Source organism: Pseudomonas sp. AIG, from assembly GCF_977020205.1.
Window position 1 is genome coordinate 21,067 of record NZ_CDROCK010000044.1, and the last position, 23,929, is coordinate 44,995.

Annotated in this window: 21 protein-coding genes and 1 pseudogene; 19 read left to right on the forward strand and 3 right to left on the reverse strand. The window is 60.7% G+C overall.

The window, feature by feature from the left end; all coding sequences use genetic code 11:
• The first annotated feature begins 228 nt into the window (after positions 1–228).
• From ACWR1S_RS22540 to ACWR1S_RS22620, 17 genes are all read left to right on the forward strand, one after another.
• Entirely contained in the window at positions 229–1,581 is a 1,353-nt protein-coding gene (locus ACWR1S_RS22540) for a UDP-glucose dehydrogenase family protein (RefSeq protein ID WP_454565050.1), read from the forward strand.
• On the forward strand, positions 1,578–2,615 hold the full coding sequence (locus ACWR1S_RS22545) for an NAD-dependent epimerase (RefSeq protein ID WP_454565051.1): 1,038 nt from the start codon (positions 1,578–1,580) through the stop codon (positions 2,613–2,615). The genes ACWR1S_RS22540 and ACWR1S_RS22545 overlap by 4 nt, the downstream gene beginning before the upstream one ends.
• Positions 2,616–2,633: 18 nt before the next feature.
• On the forward strand, positions 2,634–3,380 hold the full coding sequence (locus tag ACWR1S_RS22550; RefSeq protein ID WP_331695388.1) for a sugar transferase: 747 nt from the start codon (positions 2,634–2,636) through the stop codon (positions 3,378–3,380).
• Positions 3,380–4,027 (forward strand): CpsD/CapB family tyrosine-protein kinase, encoded by a 648-nt coding sequence (locus tag ACWR1S_RS22555; protein WP_213028214.1) that lies wholly within the window; start codon positions 3,380–3,382, stop codon positions 4,025–4,027. The genes ACWR1S_RS22550 and ACWR1S_RS22555 overlap by 1 nt, the downstream gene beginning before the upstream one ends.
• 21 nt (positions 4,028–4,048) lie before the next feature.
• Complete coding sequence (locus tag ACWR1S_RS22560; protein WP_331695387.1) at positions 4,049–5,074, forward strand: polysaccharide biosynthesis/export family protein; 1,026 nt, start codon at positions 4,049–4,051, stop codon at positions 5,072–5,074.
• A gap of 16 nt (positions 5,075–5,090) precedes the next feature.
• Positions 5,091–6,683: a GumC family protein gene (locus tag ACWR1S_RS22565; protein ID WP_454565052.1), complete on the forward strand. Its 1,593-nt coding sequence runs from the start codon at positions 5,091–5,093 to the stop codon at positions 6,681–6,683.
• The gene (locus ACWR1S_RS22570; RefSeq protein ID WP_454565053.1) at positions 6,680–7,771 is read left to right on the forward strand and encodes a glycosyltransferase family 4 protein; all 1,092 of its coding nucleotides are present in this window, start codon (positions 6,680–6,682) and stop codon (positions 7,769–7,771) included. Before ACWR1S_RS22565 ends, ACWR1S_RS22570 begins: the two co-directional genes overlap by 4 nt.
• Positions 7,768–9,141: an O-antigen ligase family protein gene (locus ACWR1S_RS22575; protein ID WP_454565054.1), complete on the forward strand. Its 1,374-nt coding sequence runs from the start codon at positions 7,768–7,770 to the stop codon at positions 9,139–9,141. Before ACWR1S_RS22570 ends, ACWR1S_RS22575 begins: the two co-directional genes overlap by 4 nt.
• Entirely contained in the window at positions 9,138–10,106 is a 969-nt protein-coding gene (locus tag ACWR1S_RS22580) for a glycosyltransferase (protein WP_454565055.1), read from the forward strand. Before ACWR1S_RS22575 ends, ACWR1S_RS22580 begins: the two co-directional genes overlap by 4 nt.
• A complete protein-coding gene (locus ACWR1S_RS22585; RefSeq protein WP_454565056.1) occupies positions 10,099–11,235 on the forward strand; it encodes a glycosyltransferase in 1,137 nt (378 codons plus the stop codon). Before ACWR1S_RS22580 ends, ACWR1S_RS22585 begins: the two co-directional genes overlap by 8 nt.
• 13 nt (positions 11,236–11,248) lie before the next feature.
• Positions 11,249–12,250, forward strand: a complete 1,002-nt coding sequence (locus tag ACWR1S_RS22590; protein ID WP_454565057.1) for a polysaccharide deacetylase family protein — start codon at positions 11,249–11,251, stop codon at positions 12,248–12,250.
• A complete protein-coding gene (locus ACWR1S_RS22595; RefSeq protein WP_077572254.1) occupies positions 12,247–13,554 on the forward strand; it encodes a lipopolysaccharide biosynthesis protein in 1,308 nt (435 codons plus the stop codon). Before ACWR1S_RS22590 ends, ACWR1S_RS22595 begins: the two co-directional genes overlap by 4 nt.
• The gene (locus tag ACWR1S_RS22600; protein ID WP_454565058.1) at positions 13,551–15,470 is read left to right on the forward strand and encodes a hypothetical protein; all 1,920 of its coding nucleotides are present in this window, start codon (positions 13,551–13,553) and stop codon (positions 15,468–15,470) included. The genes ACWR1S_RS22595 and ACWR1S_RS22600 overlap by 4 nt, the downstream gene beginning before the upstream one ends.
• Before the next feature lie 68 nt (positions 15,471–15,538).
• The gene (locus ACWR1S_RS22605) at positions 15,539–16,228 is read left to right on the forward strand and encodes an N-acetyltransferase (protein WP_454565075.1); all 690 of its coding nucleotides are present in this window, start codon (positions 15,539–15,541) and stop codon (positions 16,226–16,228) included.
• A 4-nt stretch (positions 16,229–16,232) separates the two neighbouring features.
• Positions 16,233–17,417: a GNAT family N-acetyltransferase gene (locus ACWR1S_RS22610; RefSeq protein WP_454565059.1), complete on the forward strand. Its 1,185-nt coding sequence runs from the start codon at positions 16,233–16,235 to the stop codon at positions 17,415–17,417.
• On the forward strand, positions 17,389–18,180 hold the full coding sequence (locus ACWR1S_RS22615) for a ChbG/HpnK family deacetylase (protein WP_454565060.1): 792 nt from the start codon (positions 17,389–17,391) through the stop codon (positions 18,178–18,180). Before ACWR1S_RS22610 ends, ACWR1S_RS22615 begins: the two co-directional genes overlap by 29 nt.
• Before the next feature lie 114 nt (positions 18,181–18,294).
• Positions 18,295–18,987 (forward strand): N-acetyltransferase family protein, encoded by a 693-nt coding sequence (locus tag ACWR1S_RS22620; RefSeq protein WP_454565061.1) that lies wholly within the window; start codon positions 18,295–18,297, stop codon positions 18,985–18,987.
• A 127-nt stretch (positions 18,988–19,114) separates the two neighbouring features.
• Here the strand turns inward: ACWR1S_RS22620 and ACWR1S_RS22625 are convergent, their stop codons facing one another.
• Positions 19,115–19,912 (reverse strand): class I SAM-dependent methyltransferase, encoded by a 798-nt coding sequence (locus ACWR1S_RS22625; protein WP_454565062.1) that lies wholly within the window; start codon positions 19,910–19,912, stop codon positions 19,115–19,117.
• A gap of 318 nt (positions 19,913–20,230) precedes the next feature.
• Between ACWR1S_RS22625 and ACWR1S_RS22630 the strand changes: the two are divergent.
• Both ACWR1S_RS22630 and ACWR1S_RS22635 read left to right on the forward strand, forming a co-directional pair.
• Positions 20,231–20,368: pseudogene (locus tag ACWR1S_RS22630) on the forward strand (helix-turn-helix domain-containing transcriptional regulator); the annotation flags it as partial.
• 98 nt (positions 20,369–20,466) lie between these two features.
• On the forward strand, positions 20,467–20,814 hold the full coding sequence (locus ACWR1S_RS22635; protein ID WP_454565063.1) for a hypothetical protein: 348 nt from the start codon (positions 20,467–20,469) through the stop codon (positions 20,812–20,814).
• A 158-nt stretch (positions 20,815–20,972) separates the two neighbouring features.
• On the opposite strand, the gene ACWR1S_RS22640 is transcribed toward ACWR1S_RS22635, so the two are convergent.
• Both ACWR1S_RS22640 and ACWR1S_RS22645 read right to left on the reverse strand, forming a co-directional pair.
• Complete coding sequence (locus tag ACWR1S_RS22640) at positions 20,973–22,403, reverse strand: sigma-54-dependent transcriptional regulator (RefSeq protein ID WP_016983353.1); 1,431 nt, start codon at positions 22,401–22,403, stop codon at positions 20,973–20,975.
• The gene (locus tag ACWR1S_RS22645; RefSeq protein WP_331695379.1) at positions 22,372–23,865 is read right to left on the reverse strand and encodes a sensor histidine kinase; all 1,494 of its coding nucleotides are present in this window, start codon (positions 23,863–23,865) and stop codon (positions 22,372–22,374) included. Before ACWR1S_RS22645 ends, ACWR1S_RS22640 begins: the two co-directional genes overlap by 32 nt.
• Positions 23,866–23,929 lie beyond the last annotated feature (64 nt).

Consider the following 23,929-nt stretch of genomic DNA (forward strand, 5'->3'; position numbering starts at 1 on the left):
ATTCGCGGCTTTCGACCGTCCATCGTTTTCTTTTAAATGTGAAAAAAGCGTCAAGCACGGGACAAATCCAGCAATAGCAAGCACTTGATGGCCAATCGCCCCCAAAATTGGGGCTGTTATACAGGTGCAACATGTCATTTTGCTGACACGCTTTTCAAACCCTGCGCTATACCCCTTTTGACAGTCTCATTTTGAACTTCTTCTTTTCGCTCTATCGAGGGTGCGCAGATGGACGTGAGCGTATTTGGCACGGGCTATGTTGGACTAATACAAGCCGCCGCACTTGCAGATGTCGGTCACCGCGTTTTATGCGTGGATATTGACCCGAACAAGATTAAACAACTGCAACAAGCGGTGCCGCCGATTAGCGAGCCCGGTTTGTCCAGCACGCTTGAGGAAAACATCAAGGCCGGCCGTTTGCTGTTCAGCACCCAGGCCAGCGATGCGGTCGAGCATGCCGAACTGATCTTCATCGCCGTTGGCACGCCTGCCGATGAGGATGGCTCTGCGGACCTGAGCCACGTGCTCAACGTTGCTCGGCAAATTGCCTCGCACATGGAGGCCGATCGCACCCTGATCATCAAATCCACGGTGCCGGTGGGCACGGCGGATCAAGTGCTGGCCACCGCCAACAGCGAATTGCAGCGCCGCGACAAAACCGGTCTGACCGTGCGCGTGGTCTCCAACCCGGAATTCCTCAAGGAAGGCAGCGCCCTCGCCGACTGCATGCGCCCGGACCGGATCATCGTCGGCACCCGCGACGACGCAGCCCGCGAGCAGATGAGCGAGTTGTACGCGCCGTTCTGCCGCAACCACGAAAAACTGATGTTCATGGACAACCGCAGCGCCGAGCTGACCAAGTACGCCGCTAACGCCATGCTCGCCACCCGCATCAGCTTCATGAACGAACTGGCCAACCTCACCGAACTGCTCGGCGCCGACATTGAAGCAGTGCGCAAAGGCATCGGCTCCGATCCGCGCATCGGCTACCACTTCATCTACCCGGGCTGCGGCTTCGGTGGCTCGTGCTTTCCCAAAGACCTGCGCGCCCTGCTGCACACCGCCGAACACAACGGCATGCCACTGAAACTGCTGCGCAGCGTCACCGACGTTAATGACCTGCAGCGGCACATCCTGTTCAGCAAACTCAAAGCACAATTCCCGCAAGGGCTGGCCGGCAAGTCCATCGCGATCTGGGGCCTGGCGTTCAAACCGAACACCGATGACATGCGCGAAGCACCGAGCCGTTACTTGATGGATGCGCTGTGGGCCGAAGGTGCCAGCGTGCAAGCCTACGACCCGGAGGCCATGTCCGAATGCCGGCGCATTTACGGTTACCGTAACGATTTGCACCTGTGCGCCACCCGCGACGACACCCTGGAAGACGCCGACGCCCTGGTGATCTGCACCGAGTGGAAAAACTTCCGCGTGGTCGATTTCGAACTGCTCGCCGAAAAACTGCGCTCAAAGGTGATCATCGATGGGCGCAACCTCTACAACCCGGAACAAGTGGCCGCCGCCGGCCTGCACTACAGCGGCATCGGTCTGCGCCACATCGCTCCCGAAGGGCTACGGCCATGAAGGTGCTGGTCACCGGTGCAGCCGGTTTCATTGGTGCCCATTGCGTGTTGCGGCTGATGCGCGACGGGCATGCGGTGGTCGGCCTGGACAATTTCAACGGCTACTACGACCCACAACTCAAGCACGACCGTGTGCAGTGGGTGCGCGAGCAGGTCGGCGATTTCCAGCTCGCCACGGTTGACCTGGCCGATGCCTCGGCCCTCGAAGCGCTGTTTGTCCGCGAACGCCCGCAAGTGGTGATCCACCTCGCGGCGCAGGCCGGCGTGCGTTACTCGCTGGAAAATCCGCGGGCGTATCTGGACAGTAACCTCGATGGGTTTCTGAACATTCTCGAGAGCTGCCGGCATCACCCGGTCGAGCACTTGATTTATGCCTCATCCAGTTCGGTGTACGGCGCCAACCAGCACACGCCTTATTCGGTGAAAGACGGCGTCAATCACCCGCTGTCGCTGTACGCCGCAACGAAAAAAGCCAATGAACTGATGGCGCACAGCTACAGCCACCTGTTCGGCATTCCCTGCACCGGCCTGCGCTTCTTCACCGTTTATGGGCCGTGGGGCCGGCCGGACATGTCGCCGATCCAGTTTGCCCGGGCGATCAGCGAAGGTGAGCCGTTGAAGCTGTTCAACTACGGCGAGCACCAGCGCGACTTCACTTACATCGACGACATCATCGAAAGCATTGCCCGCCTCACCGAACTGCCACCGCACGCTGATCCGCAATGGGATCGCGAGCAGCCCGACCCGGCCAGCAGCATGGCGCCGTGGCGGCTGTTCAACATCGGCGGGCAGCATCCGGTGGAATTGAAAACCTATCTGGCGCTGATGGAAAAACACCTCGGCCAGAAAGCCCTTGTCGAGTTGTTGCCACTGCAACCGGGCGACGTGCTCAACACCTGCGCCGAGGCCAGCGATCTGGCCCAGGCCACCGGATTTCAGCCCCGGATAGAGCTGGATGAGGGACTCGGACGTTTTATCGCCTGGTTCCGCGACTACTACCCCACTGCCTATCGCCCACGCGCCGCTCGCGGCTGAATTCATGTGGAGGACTCCATGACTGGACATGAAAAAGGTGTACCGATCCAACAACTGCAGCGTGACAAGCGCATGGATCCTGAACAGCGCATGCGCCTCGATGCAGCGATTCATCGTCAAGGTCGCGGCTGGTTCACCGGTCGCGATGGCGGTCGCCCATGGCAACTGTCGCGCACCAATCGCGTGGTCGCCTGCCTCGGTGCGCTGATGATTCTGGTACTGATTTCACCCCTGTTGCTGGGCCTGGCACTGGCCATCAAATACTCCAGCAAGGGCCCGGTGATGTTCGTGCAAAAACGCACCGGCTACCGTGGCCGCAAGTTCGGCATGTACAAGTTTCGCACCATGGTCGCCAACGCCGAAGAATTGAAAGAGTCGCTGCGTCACCTGAACAAGCACGGTGCCGACGCCATCGACTTCAAGATTGACCAGGACCCACGCATCACCCGCATCGGCGGTTTTCTGCGGCGCACCAGCCTCGATGAATTGCCCAACCTGATCAATGTAGTGACCGGCGACATGCGCCTGGTCGGCCCGCGTCCGACCTCGTTCAACGCCTACCGCTACAAGGACAGTCACCTCGCCCGTCTGGCGATCTACCCCGGCATGACCGGCCTGTGGCAGATCTCCGGACGCAGCAATATCGACTTCGACCAGCGCGTTGAGTTGGACCTCAGCTACATCGCCGAGCAGAGCCTTTTGCTTGATCTGAAGATTCTCTTGAAAACCCCTTTCAAAGTATTCAGCGGCCACGGAGCAAGCTAATGGACGGTTCAACCAACAAAAGCCTGAGCATCGCCAATCCCAGCGAATCGAACCTGACCTCGACCGTGCTGGATCTTGATCTGCGGATCCTGTTCCTGACCGCCGCCAACCCCGGCGCCGGCACCACCACCAGCGCCCTGGCGCTGGCCAGCCAGTTGGCACAAATGAGCAGCGGCCAGGTGCTGTTGGTCGACGCCAGCCAGTCGGCGAACAACCTCACGCAGCAGTTGAATTTAAGCAAGGAGCGCGGTCTGCGCGACTTGCTGTTCAACCCGGATAACCCACCGCTGTTGCAGGACTGCGTGGTGCAGGTCTCGAGCCTGCCCTTCCACGTGCTGCCCAACGGCCGGCCGATCCGCACCATGGAACACCTGACCGCCGAGCGTCTGAGCCCGTTGCTCGATCAATTGGGCAGTCAGTACCGCTTCGTGGTGATCGACGGCGACGCGGTGTATTCCGCCGCCGACACGCTGGTGATCAGCACTCAGGTCGATGGCGTGGTGTTTGTCGTGCGCGCCGAGGACACCCGCTGGGAAGTCGCCCAGGCCGCCGTGCAACGCCTGACCCAGGCCGGGGCAAAAGTGGTTGGCAGCGTGTTCAACCGGCGCAAGTACTACATGCCCAAATGGCTTTACAAAAACCTCTAAGCGAACGCGAAGGATGACGCCATGAACGCCAAGATTCTTGTGCTGCTGATGCTGCCGCTTGCAGGCTGCTCAAGCACCTCCGAAACCCAGAACATGCCGGTGAATATCCTCACCGCCACCCCGGCCAACGCCCAGGCGACCGACATGCCGAAGATCGAGCAGACCCTGCGCCCGCAGGATGTGCTCGACGTGATTTTCCATATCAGCACCAGCGGCTCGGACGCGTACCGCGTGCAGTCGGGTGACCAGATCGGCCTGAACTTCACCGCCGCCAGCCAGCTCAACGGCAATCAACTGGTGCTGCCCGACGGCACCATCGAACTGCCGGGCGCCAACACCTCGGTGAAAATCGCCGGGCTGACCAGCGATCAGGCCCGCGAAGAAATCCAGCGCGCCTATCAGCGCAAGCAACTGTTCCAGCCCAACCGCAATCAGTTGACCGTGCAGATCATCAGCCCGCTGACCAATGAGCAGAACCTGAAAAGCGCGCTGAACCACCCAGCCACCGGCATGAGCCGCGAGATCACCGTCGGCACTGACGGTTACGCAAGCTTCCCGGAAATCGGCGCCGTGCCGCTGCAAGGCATGACCGTCAATCAACTGGAAACCTTCCTCAACAAGAAGTACGCGCAATTGCCCGGCCGCATGACCGTGGACGTGCTGCTGAAATCCACCGCCGGCAACGAGATTTATGTGCTCGGCGAAGTCGGCCAACCGGGTTCCTACCCGATCCGCCGTCCGGTCTCGGTGCTTGAAGCGCTGACCCTGGCCCGAGGCACCAACGTCAAGGCGCGCCTGGATTCGGTAGTGATCATGCGCCGCAACGGCAATCAGGTGCAGGCGGTGCATTACGACGTCGAGAAGGCGCTGTCTGGCGACGCTTCGCAGATCGCCTATCTGCAACCGGACGACATGCTTTACGTGCCGAAAACCAAACTGGCCAGCGCCGGCGAACTCGCCCGCCAACTGGCCGACGTGGTGCTGTTCCAGGGCGTCGGGTTCAGCTTCGGCTACCGCGTCGACAACAAAGACAGCAACAACAACTGACTCTCAGGTGACCGACATGAATCCAAAGGAAAACTACCTGCATGAGTTCTTCAGGATCTTCTTCGCCAACAAGCAACTGGTGAAACGGGTCTTCCTGATCTTTGCAGTCATCGCCCTGCTCCTGCCGCTGGTGCTCAAACAGAGCTTCGATATCACCGCGCAGGTCATCGTGCAGTCGAAAAAACTCTCCCAGGGTGACGCCACCACGTCGCTGACGGTGGACAACGCTACGTTCATTCCGCCGTCGCTGGCGGACATGGAGACGGAAAGCAACATCCTCCGTTCGCCGGCGCTGATCCGCCAGACCATCAGCGAACTGCGCGACAAGGGTGAATACACGCCTTCGCCGGGTATCTTCAGCAAACTGGTGGCCGAGCCGTTCAAGCGCTACATCAGCTCGCCGCTGCGCCAGTACGTGATCAACCCGGTGCGCAACGTGCTCGGGCTGGAAACCGATCCGGTGCGTGACACCGCACTCGACGCGCTGACTCAACAAGCCATCGACAGTCTGAAAATCGAGACCCTGCCCGGCTCCAACGTGATCTCGATCATCTACAGCTTCCCCGATCCGCATCAGGGCACAACGTTTGTTTCAGCTTTGCTGCAGAACTATCTGTTCAGCCGTCAGGCCTTGCAGTCGATCGATTTGCCGCAGTCCTTCTACGAGTCGAAGAAGCACCTCTATCAAGTGCGCCTCGATGGCCTCGAAGGCAACCGTCAAGCGTTGCTGGAAAGTGTCGGCTCGTCGGATCCGAAGGAAGAAATCACCTTCCGCCTCAATGCCATCAACACTGAAGAGCAAGCCCTGAACCTGTACCAGGATCGCCTGTTACAGAGCCAGCGCTGGCTCGAATACCTGAAAACTGCACTGGCTGCCGCGAGCAATAACAAGCTCAACGATTACACCTTCCCCTACACCTTCACCACCACCGTCGACAACGTGGCGTTCGAGGATCGGGAAATCAAACAGATGGGCGAGCAACTGACCACCCAGGTCAGCCGCTACATGAATGACCTGGCGGTGTTCCAGCCTGGCAGCGAACCGATGCTGTTGACCCGCGAGCAGATTGCGCGCACCCGTGGCCAGTTCCTCAAAGTGGTGAGCAACCGCATCCAGGAACGCACTAACGATCTGGCGGTGGTCAAGCAGGTGATCGATCAGAAAACCGCGCGCATCGCCGAGTTCAAGAACCGCATCCACGAGTTGCAGCAAACGCAAAGCAAGCTGCGGCAGATGGACACCGAAATCGATGCACTGCACGCCGCGTTCTCGACCTACGCCCAGCGTTTCGCCGAAAGCAGCACCACCGGTGCGCTCAACGACGATCTGTCCAACGCCCGGGTGCTCAGCCCGCCGTTCGAACCGACCGAAGCGGCGTTCCCGAAACCGGGCCTGATCATTCCGTTCGGCTTGTTCACCGGGTTGCTGCTGGCGATTGCCCTGGTCTACGTGCGTGAGTTCTTCGATCACCGCTTCAAACACCCGGCGCAAATCAGCCACGAACTGGGCGTACCGGTGCTGTTGGTGATCAACGACCAGAACACGCTGCCGAGCAATCCGCACAAGAACTGGACAGTGCCAAGCTTCCTGCACTGGGTGCGCAATTGAGCACCGCATCCTCCCCGACTGCCGCGCTGCCGATCATTCATTTGCTCAGCAGCGGCGGCTTCTATGGGGCCGAGCGCATGTTGCTGGATCATTGTCTGGCGACGCCGGGGCAGCATCAGGTGCTGTTTCTCGACGCGCCGCCAGAATTGATCCAACGCTTTCGCGAGGCCGGGGTGGACTGCCGCGGCTGTGCCGGGCTGGGCGAATTACTCCGGCACCTGCGTCAGCGTCGCGGGGAAAAACCGCTGATCAATACGCACAATTTCAAAGGTCTGTTATTCGGTTGGGTCGGCGCGTCGCTGTGGCGCCTGCCGCTGGTGATCACCCAGCACGGTTTCACGCCGCGCAGTCGCAAGCAGAAGTTCTACACCTGGCTGAGCCTGCAACTGTGCCGCACCGCGTCGGTGGATCGAGTGGTCTGCGTGGCGGAAAGCATCGCGGTGCTGCACCGTCAGGCCAGCGTCCGCGCGGAAAAGTTGCAGGTGATCCCCAACGGTCTGCCAGCCGCTGCGGCGCTGGTGCCGGATGCGGATCGGCAACGCTGGCTGGCCGGTTACGTCGGCCGCTTGAGCAGCGAGAAAGGCCCGGATCTGTTTCTTGATGCACTGATCCCGCTGTGTCATCAGCATCCGCAACTGGACGCGGTGATGCTCGGCGATGGCCCGGAACGTGAGGCGTTGCAGGCGCGGATCGACAGCGCCGGTCTGCAGCAACGGATTCGTTTACCCGGTTACCAGATCGCCATGCAACCGTGGTGGCAGCAACTCGATGCGCTGGTGATCAGCTCGCGCACCGAAGGCACACCGATGATTTTGCTTGAAGCCATGCAGGCCGGGGTGCCGGTGGTGGCGTTCGGCGTCGGCGGCATTCCTGATGTGCTGGAACACCGGCACAACGGCTTGCTCGCCGCGCCCACCGACAGCGCCGCCCTCGCCCGTCAGCTCGACACCCTGCTGAGCGAGCCGAAGCTGGCCCGGCAACTGCGCGACAACGCAAAACGCACGCAACAGGATCGCTACGACCTCAAGGCCCTGGCCGAACGCTGGTCGCAGCTGTACATCCGCACGGCACGGGAGGCACGCGCATGATTTTCCCGCTCTCGATCGTCAGTCTGCTCGGTCTGGTCTGCATCGGTTTGCTGGCCAGCCCTTATCCGTTTCTGGCGCCGGGGGCGGTGCTGGGCCTGGTGGGATTTGCGCTGCTGTACCGCAAGCCGACCTGGGGTCTGCTCGGCATTGCCGCACTGGTGCCGTTCGAGGGCTTCTTCAAGGACAGTTCGCTGTCCGGAAGCAAACTCATCGGCGCTTCGCTGGCGGTGATCCTGATGCTGCAACTGGCGCTGCACCAGATTCCGTCGGAGCGCCTGCGCAGCAATATCTGGCGCTACTTGATCTGGTTCATGGTTCTGTACTTCCTCAGCCTGCTCAATACCGATGACCTGGGCATGTCGCTCGGCCATCTGCGCGAACTCAGCGTCGGCTTGATTCTGTTCGTCATCACCTTGTTGATCGGCCGCGAACTGAACCTCGATCTGTTCGCCCGACTGGTCACCCTCGCCGTCAGCACCACCTGTGCAATGGCGATGTTCTCGACCAAGTTCCAGGATCAGGGCCGCGCCGCCGGCCTGCTCGAAGACCCCAACGCCTTCGCCCTGCTGATTGCGTTTGCTGTGCCGATGGGTCTGTTGCTGGTAATCCGCAGTCCTAACCTGTTGCACCGCTTGTTCTGGGGCGGTTGCTGCTTGCTGTTACTCGGCGGCATGACCAAAACCGAATCGCGCTCGGGTCTGGTGGTGTTGGCGCTGAGCCTGCTGATCGGCTGCTGGCATTACCGCGCACAACTGACGCGGATTCGTCCTCGGCATCTGGGCTTTGCCATGCTCGGCGCGGCCATCGTGATTCCGCTGGCGATCTACGCGATGCCCGCCGGTTACCTGGCGCGCATTCAATCGCTGAGCGTGTTGAGCGCCGGCGCCAAGGGTCACAACGACGAATCCCTCGGTCGCCGCGCTTCGTACATCGTCGTCGGCAGCCAGATGATCCGCGAGAACCCGCTGCTCGGTTCCGGCCCCGGCACGTTCCCGCTGCATTACGCGACCACTGGTTACGCCAAGGCGTTTTCCGCCAACCGCAAGATCGGCGACCTCTATCGCCGCGCGCACAACACCTACCTGGAAATCTTCAGTGAATTGGGCGTGCCTGCCGGACTGTTGTTCGTCGGCATGCTCGGCCTCGGTCTGTACAACCTGATTCGCGCACGCGCCGCGTGGATGCTGCGCCGCGACTGGCATCAGGCCGACATGATGACCCACCTCGGTGTGAGCTTTCTGTCGCTGACCCTGTTCCTGATGTTCCTCAGCGCACCGAACCAGAAATACGTGTGGATCATGCTCGCCATGACCAGCGTGCTGCGCCTGAAAGCCGAACAGGCGCCACTGACCACGGAGGCCAGGGCATGAGCCGCATCAGTATCGTCATCCCGATGTTCAACGAGGCCCGGCACATTGGCCGCACGCTGCTGGCGGCGCAAAAAGCCGCGCATGCCGCCAATGTCGAGTGCGAGCTGATCGTGGTCGACAACGGCTCGACCGATGAAGGACCGCACATTGCCCGTCAGTTCGGCGCGCAGGTGCTGGTGCTGCCGGGACTGTTGATCGGCGCCCTGCGCAATCGCGGCACAGCCATCGCGACGGGTGAATGGCTAGCGTTTATCGACGCCGACATTGAAATGCCGGAGAACTGGCTCAAGCCATTGTTCGACATTGAGGCCAGCGGTCAGGCCGATGTCTTCGGCCTTGATCTGCACACCCCGGCCGAAGCGCCGTGGTACGCCACCGCCTGGCAACGGCGCACCTTGCGTGTGTCGTCGCAGACCTCGCATGTTGTCGATTGGCTGCCCAGCGCCAACTTGCTCATGCTTCGCCGCTGGTTCGACAAGGTCGGTGGTTTCAACGAAAGCCTGCGCACCGGCGAGGACAAGGAGTTCACCCTGCGCCTGCACGAACAGGGCGCGCGGCTGCTGTCGATCAATGACAACGTCGCCCTGCATTGGGGTTACGAAATGAACTGGCGTGAGTGGATGGGCAAGGAGTTGTGGCGTCAGGGCAGTCACCTGCAACTGCTGCGCACCCACGGGTTCAGCCTGCGCCTGCTGCGTTTCCCGATGCTGTCGCTGCTGGTGTGGTTGCTGGATTTTCTGGCGATCTCGGCGCTGCTCGATGGCTTTCCACATCATGCCGCCGTGATGGTCATGCTGACACTGATACCGGGACTGGTCCTCAGCCTGCGCCAAAGCGTCAAACACCGAAACATCGGCCTGACCCTGCAACTGTGGGGGCTGCACTGGATGCGTCTGCACCTGGCCGGCGCCGCGTTCATTTTGAGTCTGTGTCATTGGAACGCCAGGAGGCCTGCCCGTGGCTGAATTCATTTTCTGGATGTGCCTGTTGCTGCCGGTCTATGCCTACGTGGGCTACCCGCTGCTGCTGACAATTCTGGCGCCACTGTTTCCGGCGTGGCGCCACACGCCGGCGCCGCCGCTGAACGTCAGCATCGTGATTGCTGCACACAATGAAGCGCGGCACATCGAGCACAAGTTACGCACGTTGCTGGCGCAGGATTATCAGCCAGCAACCCTGCAGATTATTCTGGCCAGCGACGGTTCGACCGATGACACCGTGGCCTGCGCGCACAAGGTTGTCGATCCGCGCATCACCGTCCTCGACCTGCCGCGCCAAGGCAAAGCGGCGACACTGAATGCCGGCGTGGCCCTCAGCACCGGCGACATTCTGGTGTTCACCGATGCCGACAACCAATGGTCACGCGAGACCCTCGGTTATCTGCTGGCGCCGCTGAATGATCCCAACGTTGGCGGTTGTGCCGGGCACATGGTGATTCCGGTCACCGGCGGCGGTTTGAGCGTGGGTGACAGCCTCTATCGGCATTACGAAGGCTGGCTGCGCCGCGTGGAAAACCGCACCGGCTGCATGGTCTCCGCCGACGGCGCCCTGCTCGCCCTGCGTCGCGAGTTGTTCCAGAACGTGCCGGCCGAGGTCAACGACGATTTCTTTATCAGCACCTGCGCACCGGTCGCGCACAAACGCATCGTCTATGTGCCGGAAGCGCAGGTGATCGACCACGGTGTCGATGAGGCGGACAAGCAATTCCGCCGCCGTCAGCGCGTCACCGTGGGTGGTTTGCAAAGCCTGGCCCAGCGCCGCGAGCTGCTCAATCCGCTGAAATATGGTCTGTATTCGATTGCCTTGATCAGCCACAAACTGATCCGCCGTCTCGCGCCGGTCCTGTTGCTGCCGCTGCTGCTGAGCAACTTCTGGCTGTGGGACGACCACGGCTTCTATCGCCTGGCCCTGATCGCACAATTATTCGGCTATGCCGTGGCGATTGCCGGTTTGCTGGATTCGCAACACCGCTTGCCGAAACCCTTCCGCCTCGCCGCGTTTCTGCTGGTCACCCTCGCCGGGATGAGTCTCGGTCTGTGGCAGTTCCTGCGCGGTCAGCGGTATGCCCAGTGGAATCCTGAACAGAACCGTTAAGAGGACCGAAGCCATGGCGATCAAACAATTACTAAAACGCACCAGTGGCTGGCTCTATCTCAACTCGTCCATGGGCCGTAACCAATTACACGGCGCCGGGGTGATTCTGATGCTGCACCGCGTGCTGTCGAACGACCGCGCCGCCGATCTGCCGCACCGTAATGAACTGTGCGTGGGGCCGAAAGCCTTCGAGCACTTGCTGGTGTGGCTGCGCAAGCATTTCGATTGCGTGCCGCTGATGGAAATCCTTCAGCCCAATTCGTTGCGCACCGAGCGCCCTCGGGTGGCGCTGACCTTCGATGACGGCTGGCGTGACAACGCGGTGAATGCCTATCCGCTGCTGCAAAAACATCAGGTGCCGGCGAGCATTTTTCTTTCTACCGATTTCATTGGCAGCCGCCAGCGCTTCTGGTGGGAAAGCCTCGGCGAAACCCTGTGGGGCAGCCATGGCGACAAGGCGCGGATGCACTTGATCGAATGCCTGCACGCCCTGCATCACCCGTTGCCGGTGCTGCTTGATGACATCGACGTTGACCGCCGCAGCCTGGCGCTGCTGCATTACCTGCAAGGCTTGAAGTCGATTGACTCACAGGAGCTTGAACGGCTGACCGATGAATGCCCGCAAGAGTCGCAACCGCAGGCGCTGGACTGGCATCAAGTGCGCGCGCTGGAAGCCTCCGGCCTCGTGCGTTTCGGCCCGCACGGCGCCAGTCACGCCATCCTCACCGGCCTCGACGACGTGCGTCTGAGCGAAGAAATCAGCCGCAGCCGCGATGCGTTGCACAACGGCTGCAACCGGCCGTTGCCGGTGTATTGCTACCCCAATGGCGACAACGATGAGCGCGTGCGCCAACAGATTGCCAGCCATGACTATCCGTTTGCGCTGGGCACCGGCACCGGCATTTATCGCGGCGAAGGCGATCCGCTGAACCTGCCGCGCTTCGGCGTCAGTCAGCGCACGGCGCGCAATCCGCAATTACTGTCGTGGCGGATCTTTCGCGGGGCGCGGCCATGAGCCGAGGCAATTACCTCAAACATCTGGCGCTGAGCATGGGCACCAAACTGGCGATGATCGCCTTGCGTTTGCTGCGCAACGTCTTGCTGGCGCGGATTCTCGGACCGAGTGAGCGTGGCTTGTTTGCGTTGCTCAGCACCCTGCCGGACTTGATCAGCGCGGCCACCAGTGGCGGCTTGAACTCGGCGGTGGGTTATCAAGCGGCCAAGCAACGGCCGATGGGCTTGTTGCTCAGTCAGGTGTTGGTGTTCGGTTGTTTGCTGGCGGCGTTGCTGACCTTGCTGGTGGTGGCGTTGGTGCGCGAATTCGGCACTGAGCTGGATGTGACAATGCAGCTCGGCTTGCTCGCCTGGCTGTTGCTGCTGGCAGTGCCGCTGACCGTATTGAAAAGCGGTTTGCTGACGCTGCACAACGCCTCCGGTGGTGTGGTTGCGTTCAACGCCTTGCGTCTGGTCGAATCGCTGGCGCCGCTGTTGCTGTTTCTCGCGCTGTTCTGGATGTGGAAAAGCGCCGCCCTCGAAGCCGCATTGATCAGTTGGCTGGCCGGCATCAGTCTGGTGGTGCTGGTCGGTTGGGTCTGGCTCAAACGCGCGCAGCCGTTGCAACTGCAATGGGACCGCGCCAGCCAGAAAGAACTGCTGCGCTACAGCGCGCGCAGCCATCCCGATCTGCTGTTCCAGCAAGTGATCCTGCGCTCGGATTATCTGTTTATCGGCGCCCTGCTCGGCAGCACCGCCCTTGGTCATTACGCCATGGCCAGCGCGGCCGCCGAGCTGCTGCTGATCGTCCCGGAAGCAGTGACCACACCGCTGATGAAGCGTCTGCTGCAACAGGACGAAGGCATGGACAAGGTCACGCCGCTGGCCCTGCGCCTGACGGCCACGGTGATGCTCGGCGCCTGCCTGACCATGGCGGTGATTGGCGAGTGGCTGATCGTCACCTTGTTCGGTGCAGCGTACCAACCGGCGTATCCGGCGCTGCTGGCATTGCTGCCGGGGCTGTTGGGCCTGTGCTACGCGAGCATTTTGCGTCTCGACCTGCTCGGCAAGAACCGCCCAGGCACGGTGTCGTTGCTGATGGGCTTGGGTGCCCTGCTCAATCTGGCATTAAACCTGGTGATGATTCCCGCTTACGGCATCGTCGGCGCAGCGGCGGCTTCGTCGATTGCCTATCTGGCGGTGACCGTGGCGATGCTGGTGCTTTACTGCCGTCTGAGCGGCGTGCCGTTCTGGCAAACGCTGATCATCCTGCCCCGTGACGTCACGCCGATGTGGCTGATGTTGCAACGCCGGAAAACCGCATGAAAGGCCTGGCCCTGCTGCTCGGTCTCGGCCTGTCGCTGGACGCCTTCGCCGCGTCGATGCGTTGGGGCGAGATCCGTGACGGCAGTCTGTACCTGCAAGCCGATCGCCCCGATACGGTGACCGTGCGCTGGACGCCAGCGTGGCAGGCAGACGCCAACGAAGAGCATCTGTATCTGCTCGACGGCCAAGGCAAACTGGCAGGCGATCGGTTCATCAAGGCCAGTGAAGTGCGTGGCAGCCAGAGCTGGCCACTGTTGCCCGGTGCGGCCAGTTATCGACTGGAGATTCCCGGCTACAGCTTTCGCAATTATCGCGTCGAACACGACGAGCGCACGGTCGCGTTATTCGCCCCGGCGAGAGTGCATTTCAGCGCCGATACGCACAATGGCGACGCGTTGTATTTCAAGATTGCGCCGGGTGAACACGCGGTGCTGGCGGGCAAGTTTCATGGTGGTGTCAGTGGTTTGCAGGCGCAGCGGGTCGGCGATGAGCAGCAACTGACGCTGGCATTGAAACCGTATCGCGCCTATTGGCAGTTCGATCAAGTTGCCCTGCCCGTCAGCGAACGCGAACAGGTCTGGCGCCTGCGTCTGCAAGGCAGCGGCAAAGCGGCGTTCTGGCTCGATGGCACAGCCAACCTGTTCGCCCAGACACCACAACAACTGAAACCGCTGCGTGAAGACGCCGGCCAGACACGTCTGGTGTTGCACGAAAAAATCCTCGGGCGCACGCCGGATCTGGGCATTGCCCTGCCCTACGTGATGCCGCCGCCCGCCAGTCATGCTGCGCTGGATGCGCTGAAACCGACCGCCGCGAGTTACTACAGCTTTGTTGATGTGACGGCGAAGAACCCGCATTTCGAAGACGCGTTCCGCCAGGTCTATCAGGAGCGTTTCGGCATCAAGCAGGACATCACCCTGCTGGCCGGCAGTCAGCGTCAGGCCGATCTGCGCGCCGATGTGCAGAGCAACAGCGGCCTCGATGCGTGGCTGGCCGGCACCCGCGCGCTCGGCGGCAAAGGCACGCACTACATCGGTTTTGCCGACGAGCCGAACCTCAACTATTCCAGCTATGCGCAGTATCAAGCGATTTTCGCCAGCATGGCCCGGCAGGTGCGCAGTGATCCGGCGAATGCCAAGGCTGGCGTGCGCATTGCCATGCCGGCCAGTTCGCGACTGGTCAACGGGCCGTTTGCCAATAACGCGGCAGACAAGCGCGGGATTGATTGGGCGCGGCGCTTGCTCAGCGAATCCGGCGATCAGGTCGATGCACTGGCGTGGCACGAATGGATGATCCGCGATTTGCTCGCCACCCGCGTGTATCGCGACAGTGTGCGCCGCGCCGCCGAACTGGTCGGCCTCGACGGCAAAGGCCAGCCGCGCAAAGCCTTGCTGCTCGACCAGACCAACCTGTCCAGCGGCTCCAGCCTCAGCCCCTACGATCAGGAAACCCACTACGCTTCGCTGTGGTGGGCGTCGGTGGTGATCAACGCTTCGCAGGACGGCTTGCTGAGCATGCTCAACTGGTTCCAGGCCGCCGATGAGCCGCAGTATCCCAAGGGCATGTTGCGGATCTTGGGCGGCGATCGTTTCGAGCTGAAACCGGTCGGTCTGGCCCAGCAGTTCATTGCCCAGCACTGGCTGCATCGGGTGCTCTGGCTGGAAAACGATGCCTTCGAAGTCGATGTGCTGGCGATGGCCGGCGACGATCAGCGCGGCCTGCTCGGGGTGAACAAAGGCACGCGTTTGCAACGGGTGGACCTGAGCGGCGCCAAATGCCCGCTGAACAACGGCGCCCTGCGCTACTTCGGTGCTGACAATCGCAGTCGCGACGCGCCATTTACCTGCCAGGACGGGCGTGTGCGTTTCGAGCTGCCGGGGCAAACCCTTTTCGCCCTCGGCTGGAACGCTTCATGAACCGTCCGTTGATGTTCAGCCGCGCAGCCCTGTGCCCGCGCGATGCCTCGTCATCAGGAGCCAAGACCATGAACATGCTGAGCAAACTGACTGAAAATCTGCGGCAGAAAGGACTCACTGCCACCGTCAAGAAAGCCTGGAAACACTACATTTTTTCCCATCAGGAACTGCTGTGGATGGAACGCGACCTGGTCAGCCCGGTGCCGCCGCACAGTCTCAAACCCTACCCGCCGTTGCGGGTGGTGAAGATCACGGCGGACAACGCCAGCGCCTTCGCCCGCTACTTCGGCGACCGTGTCGGCACCATGGCCGAGCTGGCCAGCGAAGGTCACACCGGGCACATGCACCTGGACGATCAGGGCGACGCGGTGGCGTTTATCTGGGGCAGCTCGCGGGACTATTTCGACCGGCATTACTACGGCTGCATGTTCCCGGTGAAACCCGGCGAGTTCTTCGAATTCGGCGGTGAGCTGACCCGCGCCTATTGGGGCACCGAGCTGTCGGTGGACCTGCAACTGGAGCTGTGGAAAGCCATGGCCGCGCAAGGTTGCGACAAGGTTGTCGACGTCTGCGAGTTCCACAACATCCCGGCGCTCAAGCTGCACTTGCGCATGGGTTACACCGAGCAAAACCGCATCATGAATGTGTACACCCTGTTCGGTCGCTGGCGTTTCTACCGCGAAAGCCGCTACAGCGGTTCGCGTCTGGATGCGTTGCGCAAACCGTCCCGTCCACCCGTAACAGCCACGGCGACCTGAGCCTATGGTGACGCGATTTGAATGGCGCACTTCGCTGTGCGCCGCCGATTTCCCGGAAGCAGCCTATGAAGCGCTGCGCCTGCGGGTGACGGATCACACGCCGTTCAACAACCTCGGTTGGTTGTACGCGGCCGAGCAGGCCCTCGCTGAGAGTGAGCGACTGCACATCCTGCTGGGCTGGGAAGCGGACGAATTGCGTCTGTGTCTGCCGCTGGTGGCGAGTCGCGAGCGCTTTGCCGGCGTGCCGTTTCGGGTTCTGCATCACTTGGGTTATCCGCTGGCGGATCGCTTGGCGTTGTTGTCGTTGCTTGGCGGCGAGGACATGCGCCAGGCCTTGCTGCTGATTCGTCAACAGGTGCCCCATGCGTTGTTGCAACTCAATGAATTGTCCGAGCCTGCCGGTGAAGAAAGCACGCTGACCGAATGGATGGCCCGCAGCTCCACGGGTGAGCGACGCTTGAGTTGTCGGGTGCCGGTGCATCTGATCAGCGAAGCGGATCATCAGGAAGTCTCCGGCGATCCGCGTTACAAGCTACGCCGGGCGCGCAAACGCATTGCCGCGTGCGGTGCCGAGGTGCGGCGCATTGTTCCCGACGCGATGAGCATGGGGCCGCTGTTGCAGGTCATCAGCGACGTCGAAGCGGTGAGCTGGAAAGGCGATGAAGGTGTAGGGATTTTCGCTGGCGAACGCAGCCGCCAGTTGATCGAACGCGCCTTCACCGCCCTCGCTGGCCAAGGCCTGGTACGGGTGGTGACGCTGGAGTTGAACGGGCGCTGCATCAGCTATCGCCTCGGCCTGCTCGAACAGGGGCGACTCTACGATTACAACCTCGCCTTCTTGCCGCAATACGCCGACTTGGGCAGCGGCCGGGTGTTGCTGGAGGAATGGATTCGTTGGGGACTCGACGACAATTGGCGCTGGATCGATGCCTCGCGGGTCAGCCTGGAAAACTCCAGCCATCAACTGCATGAACGCATGACCGGGCAACTCGAGCACTGGCGTTGGAGTTTTTATTCCTGGCGCCCGAGTGGCCTCCTCCTCGGTCTGGGTTTGCGCCTGTGGCATCGACTCAAACCACACGTGCAGGCCTGGCGGGCACGTCGTGCCGAACCAGCGAAACCTGCACTGAAACCTGTCGCGATCACCACGGAGGGCGAACATGCCTCGCCAAGTCATAGTCAACGCTGACGATTTCGGCCTCAGCCCGAACGAAAACTCGGTGATCTTCGCCGCGTTTCAGGCCGGGGTCATCAGTTCTGCCACGGCAATGGCCAACATGCCGGCGTTCGAGGCGGCGTGTGCCATGGCCCGGCATGCGAGCCTGCAAGGCCGGGTTGGCCTGCACTTCAACCTGACTTACGGGCGACCCTTGAGCCAGGCAATTGTGGCCCGGCGCACCTTCTGCGATGACTTCGGCGTGTTCGACCTCAGTCTGCCGCGTCAGCGTTTTTGGCTGGGCCGCGAGGACCGTGAGGCGGTGCGTGAAGAGTTGCAGGCGCAGTGGCAACGTTGCGTCGATCACGGCGTGCGCCCCAGCCACATCGATTCGCATCAGCACGTGCACAACATCTGGCCGATCGGCGAGATTGTCGCGCGGTTTGCCGCGCATCAAGGGGTGCCGGTGCGGCTGGCGCGCAACCTGGGGCAGAACCTCAATCTGCCCAAGCGCGTATTCAAGGGGTTGCTCAATTGGCGTTTGCAGAATCTGGCCGGTGTCACCGCCGACTATGTGTGCACGCCGATCGACCTGCGCAACGACAGCGCGCCGACCGACGGCGTGCTGGAAGTCGTCGCCCACCCGACACAACTCGGCGCCGATTTTGGTGACGCCTATCTCAACCCGGAGGAATCCCTGAGCCGCGTGCTAGAGCAGCGGCTGGCGGGTATCCCAAGGGTTTCCTACAGCGATCTGAACAAGGATTTTCTACGCGGCGCTACAGCACTCGATTGAGTTACATACCTTGCAATACATTCGAAGATGGCACTTTGAAATGAATTGGCAAGGCTGATCTATACCCACAAAAGCACCATCCACAACACCCGGGCTACGGCCACGGAGGGCATCATGAGCGTCATCGAAAAACTACAAGAACGCATCCGTCACAAAGGCCTTGGCCGCACCTTCAGCACGTTGTGGAAACGCTACGTGTTCTTCCATTGGGAACTGTTGTGGATGGAGCGTGACCTGGTCAGTCCGGTGCCGCCACACAAGCTGCGTCCTTACGAGGGCCTGAGCAAAGTCGATATCACGGCGGAGAACGCCATCGCGTTCAGCAAGCATTTCGGTGATCGCGTGGAGACCATGGCGCAACTGGCCTCCGAGGGTCACACCGGGCACATGTACCTTGATGCTGACGGGCACGCCGTCGCGTTTATCTGGGGCAGCATTCGTGACTATCACGACCGTCATTACTACGGCTGCACGTTCCCGGTGAAGCCCGGTGAGTTCTTTGAATTCGGCGGCGAGATGACCCGTGCGTATTTCGGCAGCAGCCTGTCGGTGGACGTGCAGGTGGCGTTGTGGGAAGCGATGGCGGCGCAGGGTTGCACCAAGGTGGTGGATGTTTGTGAGACGCACAATATTCCGGCGCTGAAGCTGCATATCCGCATGGGCTACCACGAGCAGGGTCGTGTGATGCACGTGTATTGCCTGTTCGGGCGCTGGAAGTTTTTCCGCGAAACGCGGTATCAGGGTTCGCGGCTGGAACCGCTGCGCAAACCGGGGCGGCCGGTGGTGAGTGCGGCGGCGCAGGCTTGAGTCAAACTCAAGATATCTGGCGATAGTCAGGCCGTCTTCGCGAGCAGGCTCACTCCTACAGGGGAATGCATTCCAAATGTAGGAGTGAGCCTGCTCGCGATGAGGCCGCTAGCTGCGCTGATTATCTTCAGGCCTTGCTGGCAACCAGGGTAAAACACATCGGCATCTGCGCTCGCTGATTCAGATACCGGTCATACACCTCTTCCCGATTCGAATGCGCATACTCCTTGAAGTGCGCAACATTCAGCCCCGCCGCAATCGCGCCACTGAAAATATCCCCCAGCGTATGCACAAACCAGTACGACTTCGCCGCCGGCTGCTCAACCTTGCCGACATAGACAATCGGCTCTTCCTGCACAAACGGCTCGGTGCGGAAGTACGAACTGGCGAGCTGATACGGATCTTCCGCATCCGGGTCGACCATTTCCAGAAACGGATGGGTTTCGTAGATCACCAGTTTGCCACCCGGTTTCAGGGTCGAGGCGACATGGCGGAAAAACTCGCCGATGTCCGGCATCCAGTTCAAAACACCAATGGTGATCAGCGCCACATCGAAGCGATTGTGCAAAGACGCTGGCAAATGATGGATATCGCTTTCGATGAACTCGGCGTTGTGCGGTGAACGCTTGTTCAGCTCACGCGCCTGATCGAGAAACGCCGCCGACTGATCGACACCGACCACGCTTCTGGCACCCAGCGCAAACAGTGACAGACTCTCACGGCCGTTGTTGCAGCCCAGTTGAATCACCTCTTTGCCGTCGACCTCCAGCAACCCGCTCAGGGTCTCATCGAGGCAAGAGAAATCCGCCTGCGCGACCTCGCCGAGCAAGGCCTGCCAGTCAGGCGACTCCTGGTGATGGCGGGCGGAATCGTTCCACGCCTGTCGATTGCTCTCGATGGCGGTTTTATTGTTGGGCACTTCCATGGCGCACTCCGGACGCTGCTCGTGATTGAGCGGACCCGAGTCTAGATCAGCCCGGCAATTGCGGTTGTTGCAAACTTGTAAGCCAATTCCTGTAGGAGCTGCCGCAGGCTGCGATCTTTTGATCTTGTTTTTAGAGATCAAGATCAAAAGATCGCAGCCTTCGGCGGCTCCTACATAGCAGGGTGTTCTTGCCTACAAATGTCGGCGAATTATCAAAACAGATAAAGGACACGGCTGACTATTCAACTCTGCTCACGTGGATACCCTCACAAAGCGCAGTCATCCGACGTGCACAAAAATGGCTAAGGAGGTTTAACCATGAGCCAGACTTTGACGAATTTCGACGTGATAGCACTGCTGGACAGTGACGAAGCCATCAACGAATACCTGTCCCAGGTTCTTGCAAATGGGGATAACGAAGAGTTTCTTCGCGCAATCGGCTATGTGCTCAAGGCCTACGCACAACCGGGGCACGTGATCAATCACCCGGTTGCTTGAATGCAGGGCAGCTATAGTTAATAGCCTTGGGGAAAACCGCACTCGCAGGTGCCGCCATGCATATGCTCGATCGGCTGTTGTTGACTGGCTGTCTGCTTGCTGCCACTCAGGCGCAAGCGCTGGACAGCAATTTTGTTTACTACGGGCCCAACCAGCCCTTCGCCCACCCTGCCCCGTATTCACTGAGTTCCACGCCGCCCAAGCCTTACGACGATACGGCGCCACAGGATTTTGTGGTGATTCCGGGTGACCATGAATTCTACGATTCGCAACTGCCGACCGTGGCGGATGCGACGGTGCGGGTGTTTATCCGCACATACGATGCCGAGCGCGGGATTTATGTGAATGACGAGGTGCTGGATCCGGGTTGTTTGCTGGAATGTTTGAGTCGGCAGCAGCATTGATCCTGACGACCGAGTATTAACCAGACACCACAAAACCCTGTGGGAGCGAGCTTGCTCGCGAATGCGGTGTGTCAGCCAACATCAAAGTGACTGATCCAACGCTTTCGCGAGCAAGCTCGCTCCCACAGGGGGGTGTATCGACTTGGACATCTGCTTTTTTACCACTGGCGTTTATCCGGCCGGGCCAGGCCGAGTTTTTCGATGCGGTAGCGCAGCATGTCGCGGCTCAGGCCGAGCAGGCGCGCGGACTTGGTGACGTTCCAGTCGGTCTTGTCGAGCATTTTGCGCACCATGTCGCGCTCGACTTCCGGCAGGTTCATCGATTCGGTGTTGCTCGCCGGACGCGGTTCGTAGTGCATCGGGGCTTCATGAATATGCAGCGGCGGCTCGTCGACCAGGCTCATGCACACGTTGAGCTGATGCGCGGCGATGGTGTCGCTCGGCGCCAGCAACACGGTCTGCTCAAGCATGTTGCGCAATTCGCGCACGTTGCCCGGCCAGGTGTAACTGAGCAGCAACTCCTCAGCCTGCTGACTGAAATGCAGATTCGGTTTGCCATAGCGTTTGCCATGACTGGCGAGGAAGTGCCGCGCCAGCGACAGAATGTCATCGCCCCGTGCATACAGGCGCGGCACCTTGATCGAGATGATCCGCAAGCGGAAAAACAGATCGCGGCGGAATTTTCCTTGCTGCACCATCTGTTCAAGATTGCAGTTGGTCGCGCTGATCACCCGCAGATTGACCTTGCGCTCCTTCACCGAACCGACCCGGCGAATGGTGCGGTCCTCCAGCAACTTCAAAATCTTTGCCTGTAACAGCAGGTCCATTTCACCAATCTCATCGAGAAACAACGTGCCGCCATCCGCCGCTTCCACCAGCCCGACCCGGCGATCCTTGGCGTCAGTGAACGCGCCTTTCTCATGCCCGAACAGCTCCGACTCGACCAGATTCGACGGGATCGACGCACAGTTGAATTCAATGAACGGACCTTTGCTGCGCGGGCCGTCGAAGTGCAATGCGCGGGCCACCAACTCTTTGCCGGTGCCGGTCTCGCCTTCCACTAAAACGGGCGGCAGATCGGTGTTGGCCATGCGCCGCTCGGCGTCGAGCAACTGGCCGATGGTGTTTTTCAGATATTGCATCGGCGCCGAATCGCCAATCAGCGCCTGCACCCCGGATTTCTGTGCCTCGCGCTCCTGATAGAACGACAGCGTGCGCTCCATCCGTTCGGTGGCCAGGGCCTTGTCGAGGAGCAGTTTGAGTTCCTGCAGCGCGACCGGTTTGGTCACGTAATGAAAGGCGCCCTCCTTCATTGCCACCACCGCGTCTTCGACGTTGCCGTAGCCGGTCATCATGATCACTTTGAGATCCGGCGCGCTGATGCGCAGCTTCTGGATCAGGTCGTGGCCGCTCATGCCCGGCAGCGAGTTGTCGGTCAGCACGATGTCAGGCATGAAGGTTTCCAGTTGCGCCAACGCGTCTTCGGCCGAATGGCAGACGGTCACCTCGAAGTCCTTGCGCTCCAGGTAGGTCTGAATATTCTCGGCCAGCAGTTCGTCATCCTCGACCAGCAGAATGCTGTGTTCCATATTCCCCTCCCGATGCCACTTTGAAGTTGAGACTGACGCGGGTTCCTTCCTGCTCGCGGCTGGTCAGCACGACCGAACCTGCGAAACGCTCCATGATGCGTTTGACCAACGCCAGGCCAACCCCGAGGCCGCCCTGTTTGGTGGTGAAAAACGGTTTGAACACCAACAGTTGCTGCTGCGCGCTCATGCCCTTGCCGGTGTCACTCACGGTCAGGCGCACGCGGTCAGGTTGCGGCGATTCGAATTCGACGCTGAGCACACCGCCCTTGGGCATGGCTTCCAGGGCATTGGCAAACAGGCTATTGAGTATTTGTGTGAGCAGCACCTTTTGGCTGACGACCGGTGCGCAGTTTTGCGGGCTGAATCGCACTTCGACGCCACTGCGTTTAATCAGTGCATCAAATGCGCCAAAGGTATCTTCAACCGCCATCACCAGATCCACCGCTTCGCCGTCATCATTCATCGGCCGCAGCGACACGAGCAGCTCGCGCACCCAGCGCGACATGCGATCGACCTGGCTGATGATGTCGCCAATGTTGCGCTGCGCGCCGGGGCTGGCGATTTCCTGGGCCAGTTCGGCGCTGGAGCGAATGGTTGCCAGTGGATTGCGCAGGCTGTGCGCCACCGCCGACGACATCTCGCCGAGGGCGACAAAGGTTTCGTTGCTGATCAATTGTTGCTGCTGGCTCTGCAGCAGTTTCGCGGCGCGGCGGACGATCCAGAACAAGGCGAGGAAGATCGCCGCGCCACCGAAACACGTCGCCGCCCAGATCGAGGCGAACCCACGGTCGATGCGGTCAACCAGATCCGCCGGTTCCTTGTAGATTTCGACCATGGCGATGACTTTGCTTTTGTCGGCGTTGAACATCGGGATGTAGTTCTCGATGAACAGGTATTTCGGTTCGCGCAGCAATTGCTGTTCGGGTTTCTCATCGTCGATCTTGTGGTAACTGGAGGACACCGCGACTTTCATCTCGAACGACTCGTCAAGTTCGTCGTCATCCTCGAATTTGACCCCGATCAGTTCTGGGTTGGTCGACCAGATCACCGTGCGATCCAGCGCATACACGGTGGCCAGGAGAACGTCCGGCAGGTGTTCAACGTGGTCGAGAAACTCGGCGCGGGCCGCCGCATGGGCGCCCGGATCGACGTCGGGAAAGTTGTTGTCCTGGCGCGGGTCGAGCATTTCACCCATGGTCCGCGCCGGGGTGATACCGGCGTGGCGTATTTCCGCCGCGCCAATGGCCTGAACAAATTGCGCGGTCAGCAACGCATCGCGCTCAACGCTTTCGGTGACGACGAAGCGCGTGGAGATATAGCCAAGGCCCACCGCCACAGCGGCGATGATGAAAAAACTCGCCAGCGAGAACCAGCGCAGCAGATTGAACTGTTCGCGCCAACTCTTGCCCATTGCGGCCGGGGTGTCCGGCGCAGGTGTTTTTTGTGCTTCCAGTCGCTGCATGGGAGTGCCCTGGAGTTTTTGTATCGGGCCAGTTACAGCCATCAGTGTAGGTGGCTCTGACCAC

Coding starts and splice junctions, on each gene's coding strand:
- ACWR1S_RS22620 (WP_454565061.1), top strand. CDS start 18,295: ATGAGCGTCATCGAAAAACTACAAGAACGCATCCGTCACAAAGGCCTT.
- ACWR1S_RS22610 (WP_454565059.1), top strand. CDS start 16,233: ATGGTGACGCGATTTGAATGGCGCACTTCGCTGTGCGCCGCCGATTTC.
- ACWR1S_RS22645 (WP_331695379.1), bottom strand. CDS start 23,865: ATGCAGCGACTGGAAGCACAAAAAACACCTGCGCCGGACACCCCGGCC.
- ACWR1S_RS22595 (WP_077572254.1), top strand. CDS start 12,247: ATGAGCCGAGGCAATTACCTCAAACATCTGGCGCTGAGCATGGGCACC.
- ACWR1S_RS22590 (WP_454565057.1), top strand. CDS start 11,249: ATGGCGATCAAACAATTACTAAAACGCACCAGTGGCTGGCTCTATCTC.
- ACWR1S_RS22575 (WP_454565054.1), top strand. CDS start 7,768: ATGATTTTCCCGCTCTCGATCGTCAGTCTGCTCGGTCTGGTCTGCATC.
- ACWR1S_RS22625 (WP_454565062.1), bottom strand. CDS start 19,912: ATGGAAGTGCCCAACAATAAAACCGCCATCGAGAGCAATCGACAGGCG.
- ACWR1S_RS22545 (WP_454565051.1), top strand. CDS start 1,578: ATGAAGGTGCTGGTCACCGGTGCAGCCGGTTTCATTGGTGCCCATTGC.
- ACWR1S_RS22560 (WP_331695387.1), top strand. CDS start 4,049: ATGAACGCCAAGATTCTTGTGCTGCTGATGCTGCCGCTTGCAGGCTGC.
- ACWR1S_RS22615 (WP_454565060.1), top strand. CDS start 17,389: ATGCCTCGCCAAGTCATAGTCAACGCTGACGATTTCGGCCTCAGCCCG.
- ACWR1S_RS22550 (WP_331695388.1), top strand. CDS start 2,634: ATGACTGGACATGAAAAAGGTGTACCGATCCAACAACTGCAGCGTGAC.
- ACWR1S_RS22605 (WP_454565075.1), top strand. CDS start 15,539: ATGAACATGCTGAGCAAACTGACTGAAAATCTGCGGCAGAAAGGACTC.
- ACWR1S_RS22635 (WP_454565063.1), top strand. CDS start 20,467: ATGCATATGCTCGATCGGCTGTTGTTGACTGGCTGTCTGCTTGCTGCC.
- ACWR1S_RS22600 (WP_454565058.1), top strand. CDS start 13,551: ATGAAAGGCCTGGCCCTGCTGCTCGGTCTCGGCCTGTCGCTGGACGCC.
- ACWR1S_RS22640 (WP_016983353.1), bottom strand. CDS start 22,403: ATGGAACACAGCATTCTGCTGGTCGAGGATGACGAACTGCTGGCCGAG.
- ACWR1S_RS22580 (WP_454565055.1), top strand. CDS start 9,138: ATGAGCCGCATCAGTATCGTCATCCCGATGTTCAACGAGGCCCGGCAC.
- ACWR1S_RS22540 (WP_454565050.1), top strand. CDS start 229: ATGGACGTGAGCGTATTTGGCACGGGCTATGTTGGACTAATACAAGCC.
- ACWR1S_RS22555 (WP_213028214.1), top strand. CDS start 3,380: ATGGACGGTTCAACCAACAAAAGCCTGAGCATCGCCAATCCCAGCGAA.
- ACWR1S_RS22565 (WP_454565052.1), top strand. CDS start 5,091: ATGAATCCAAAGGAAAACTACCTGCATGAGTTCTTCAGGATCTTCTTC.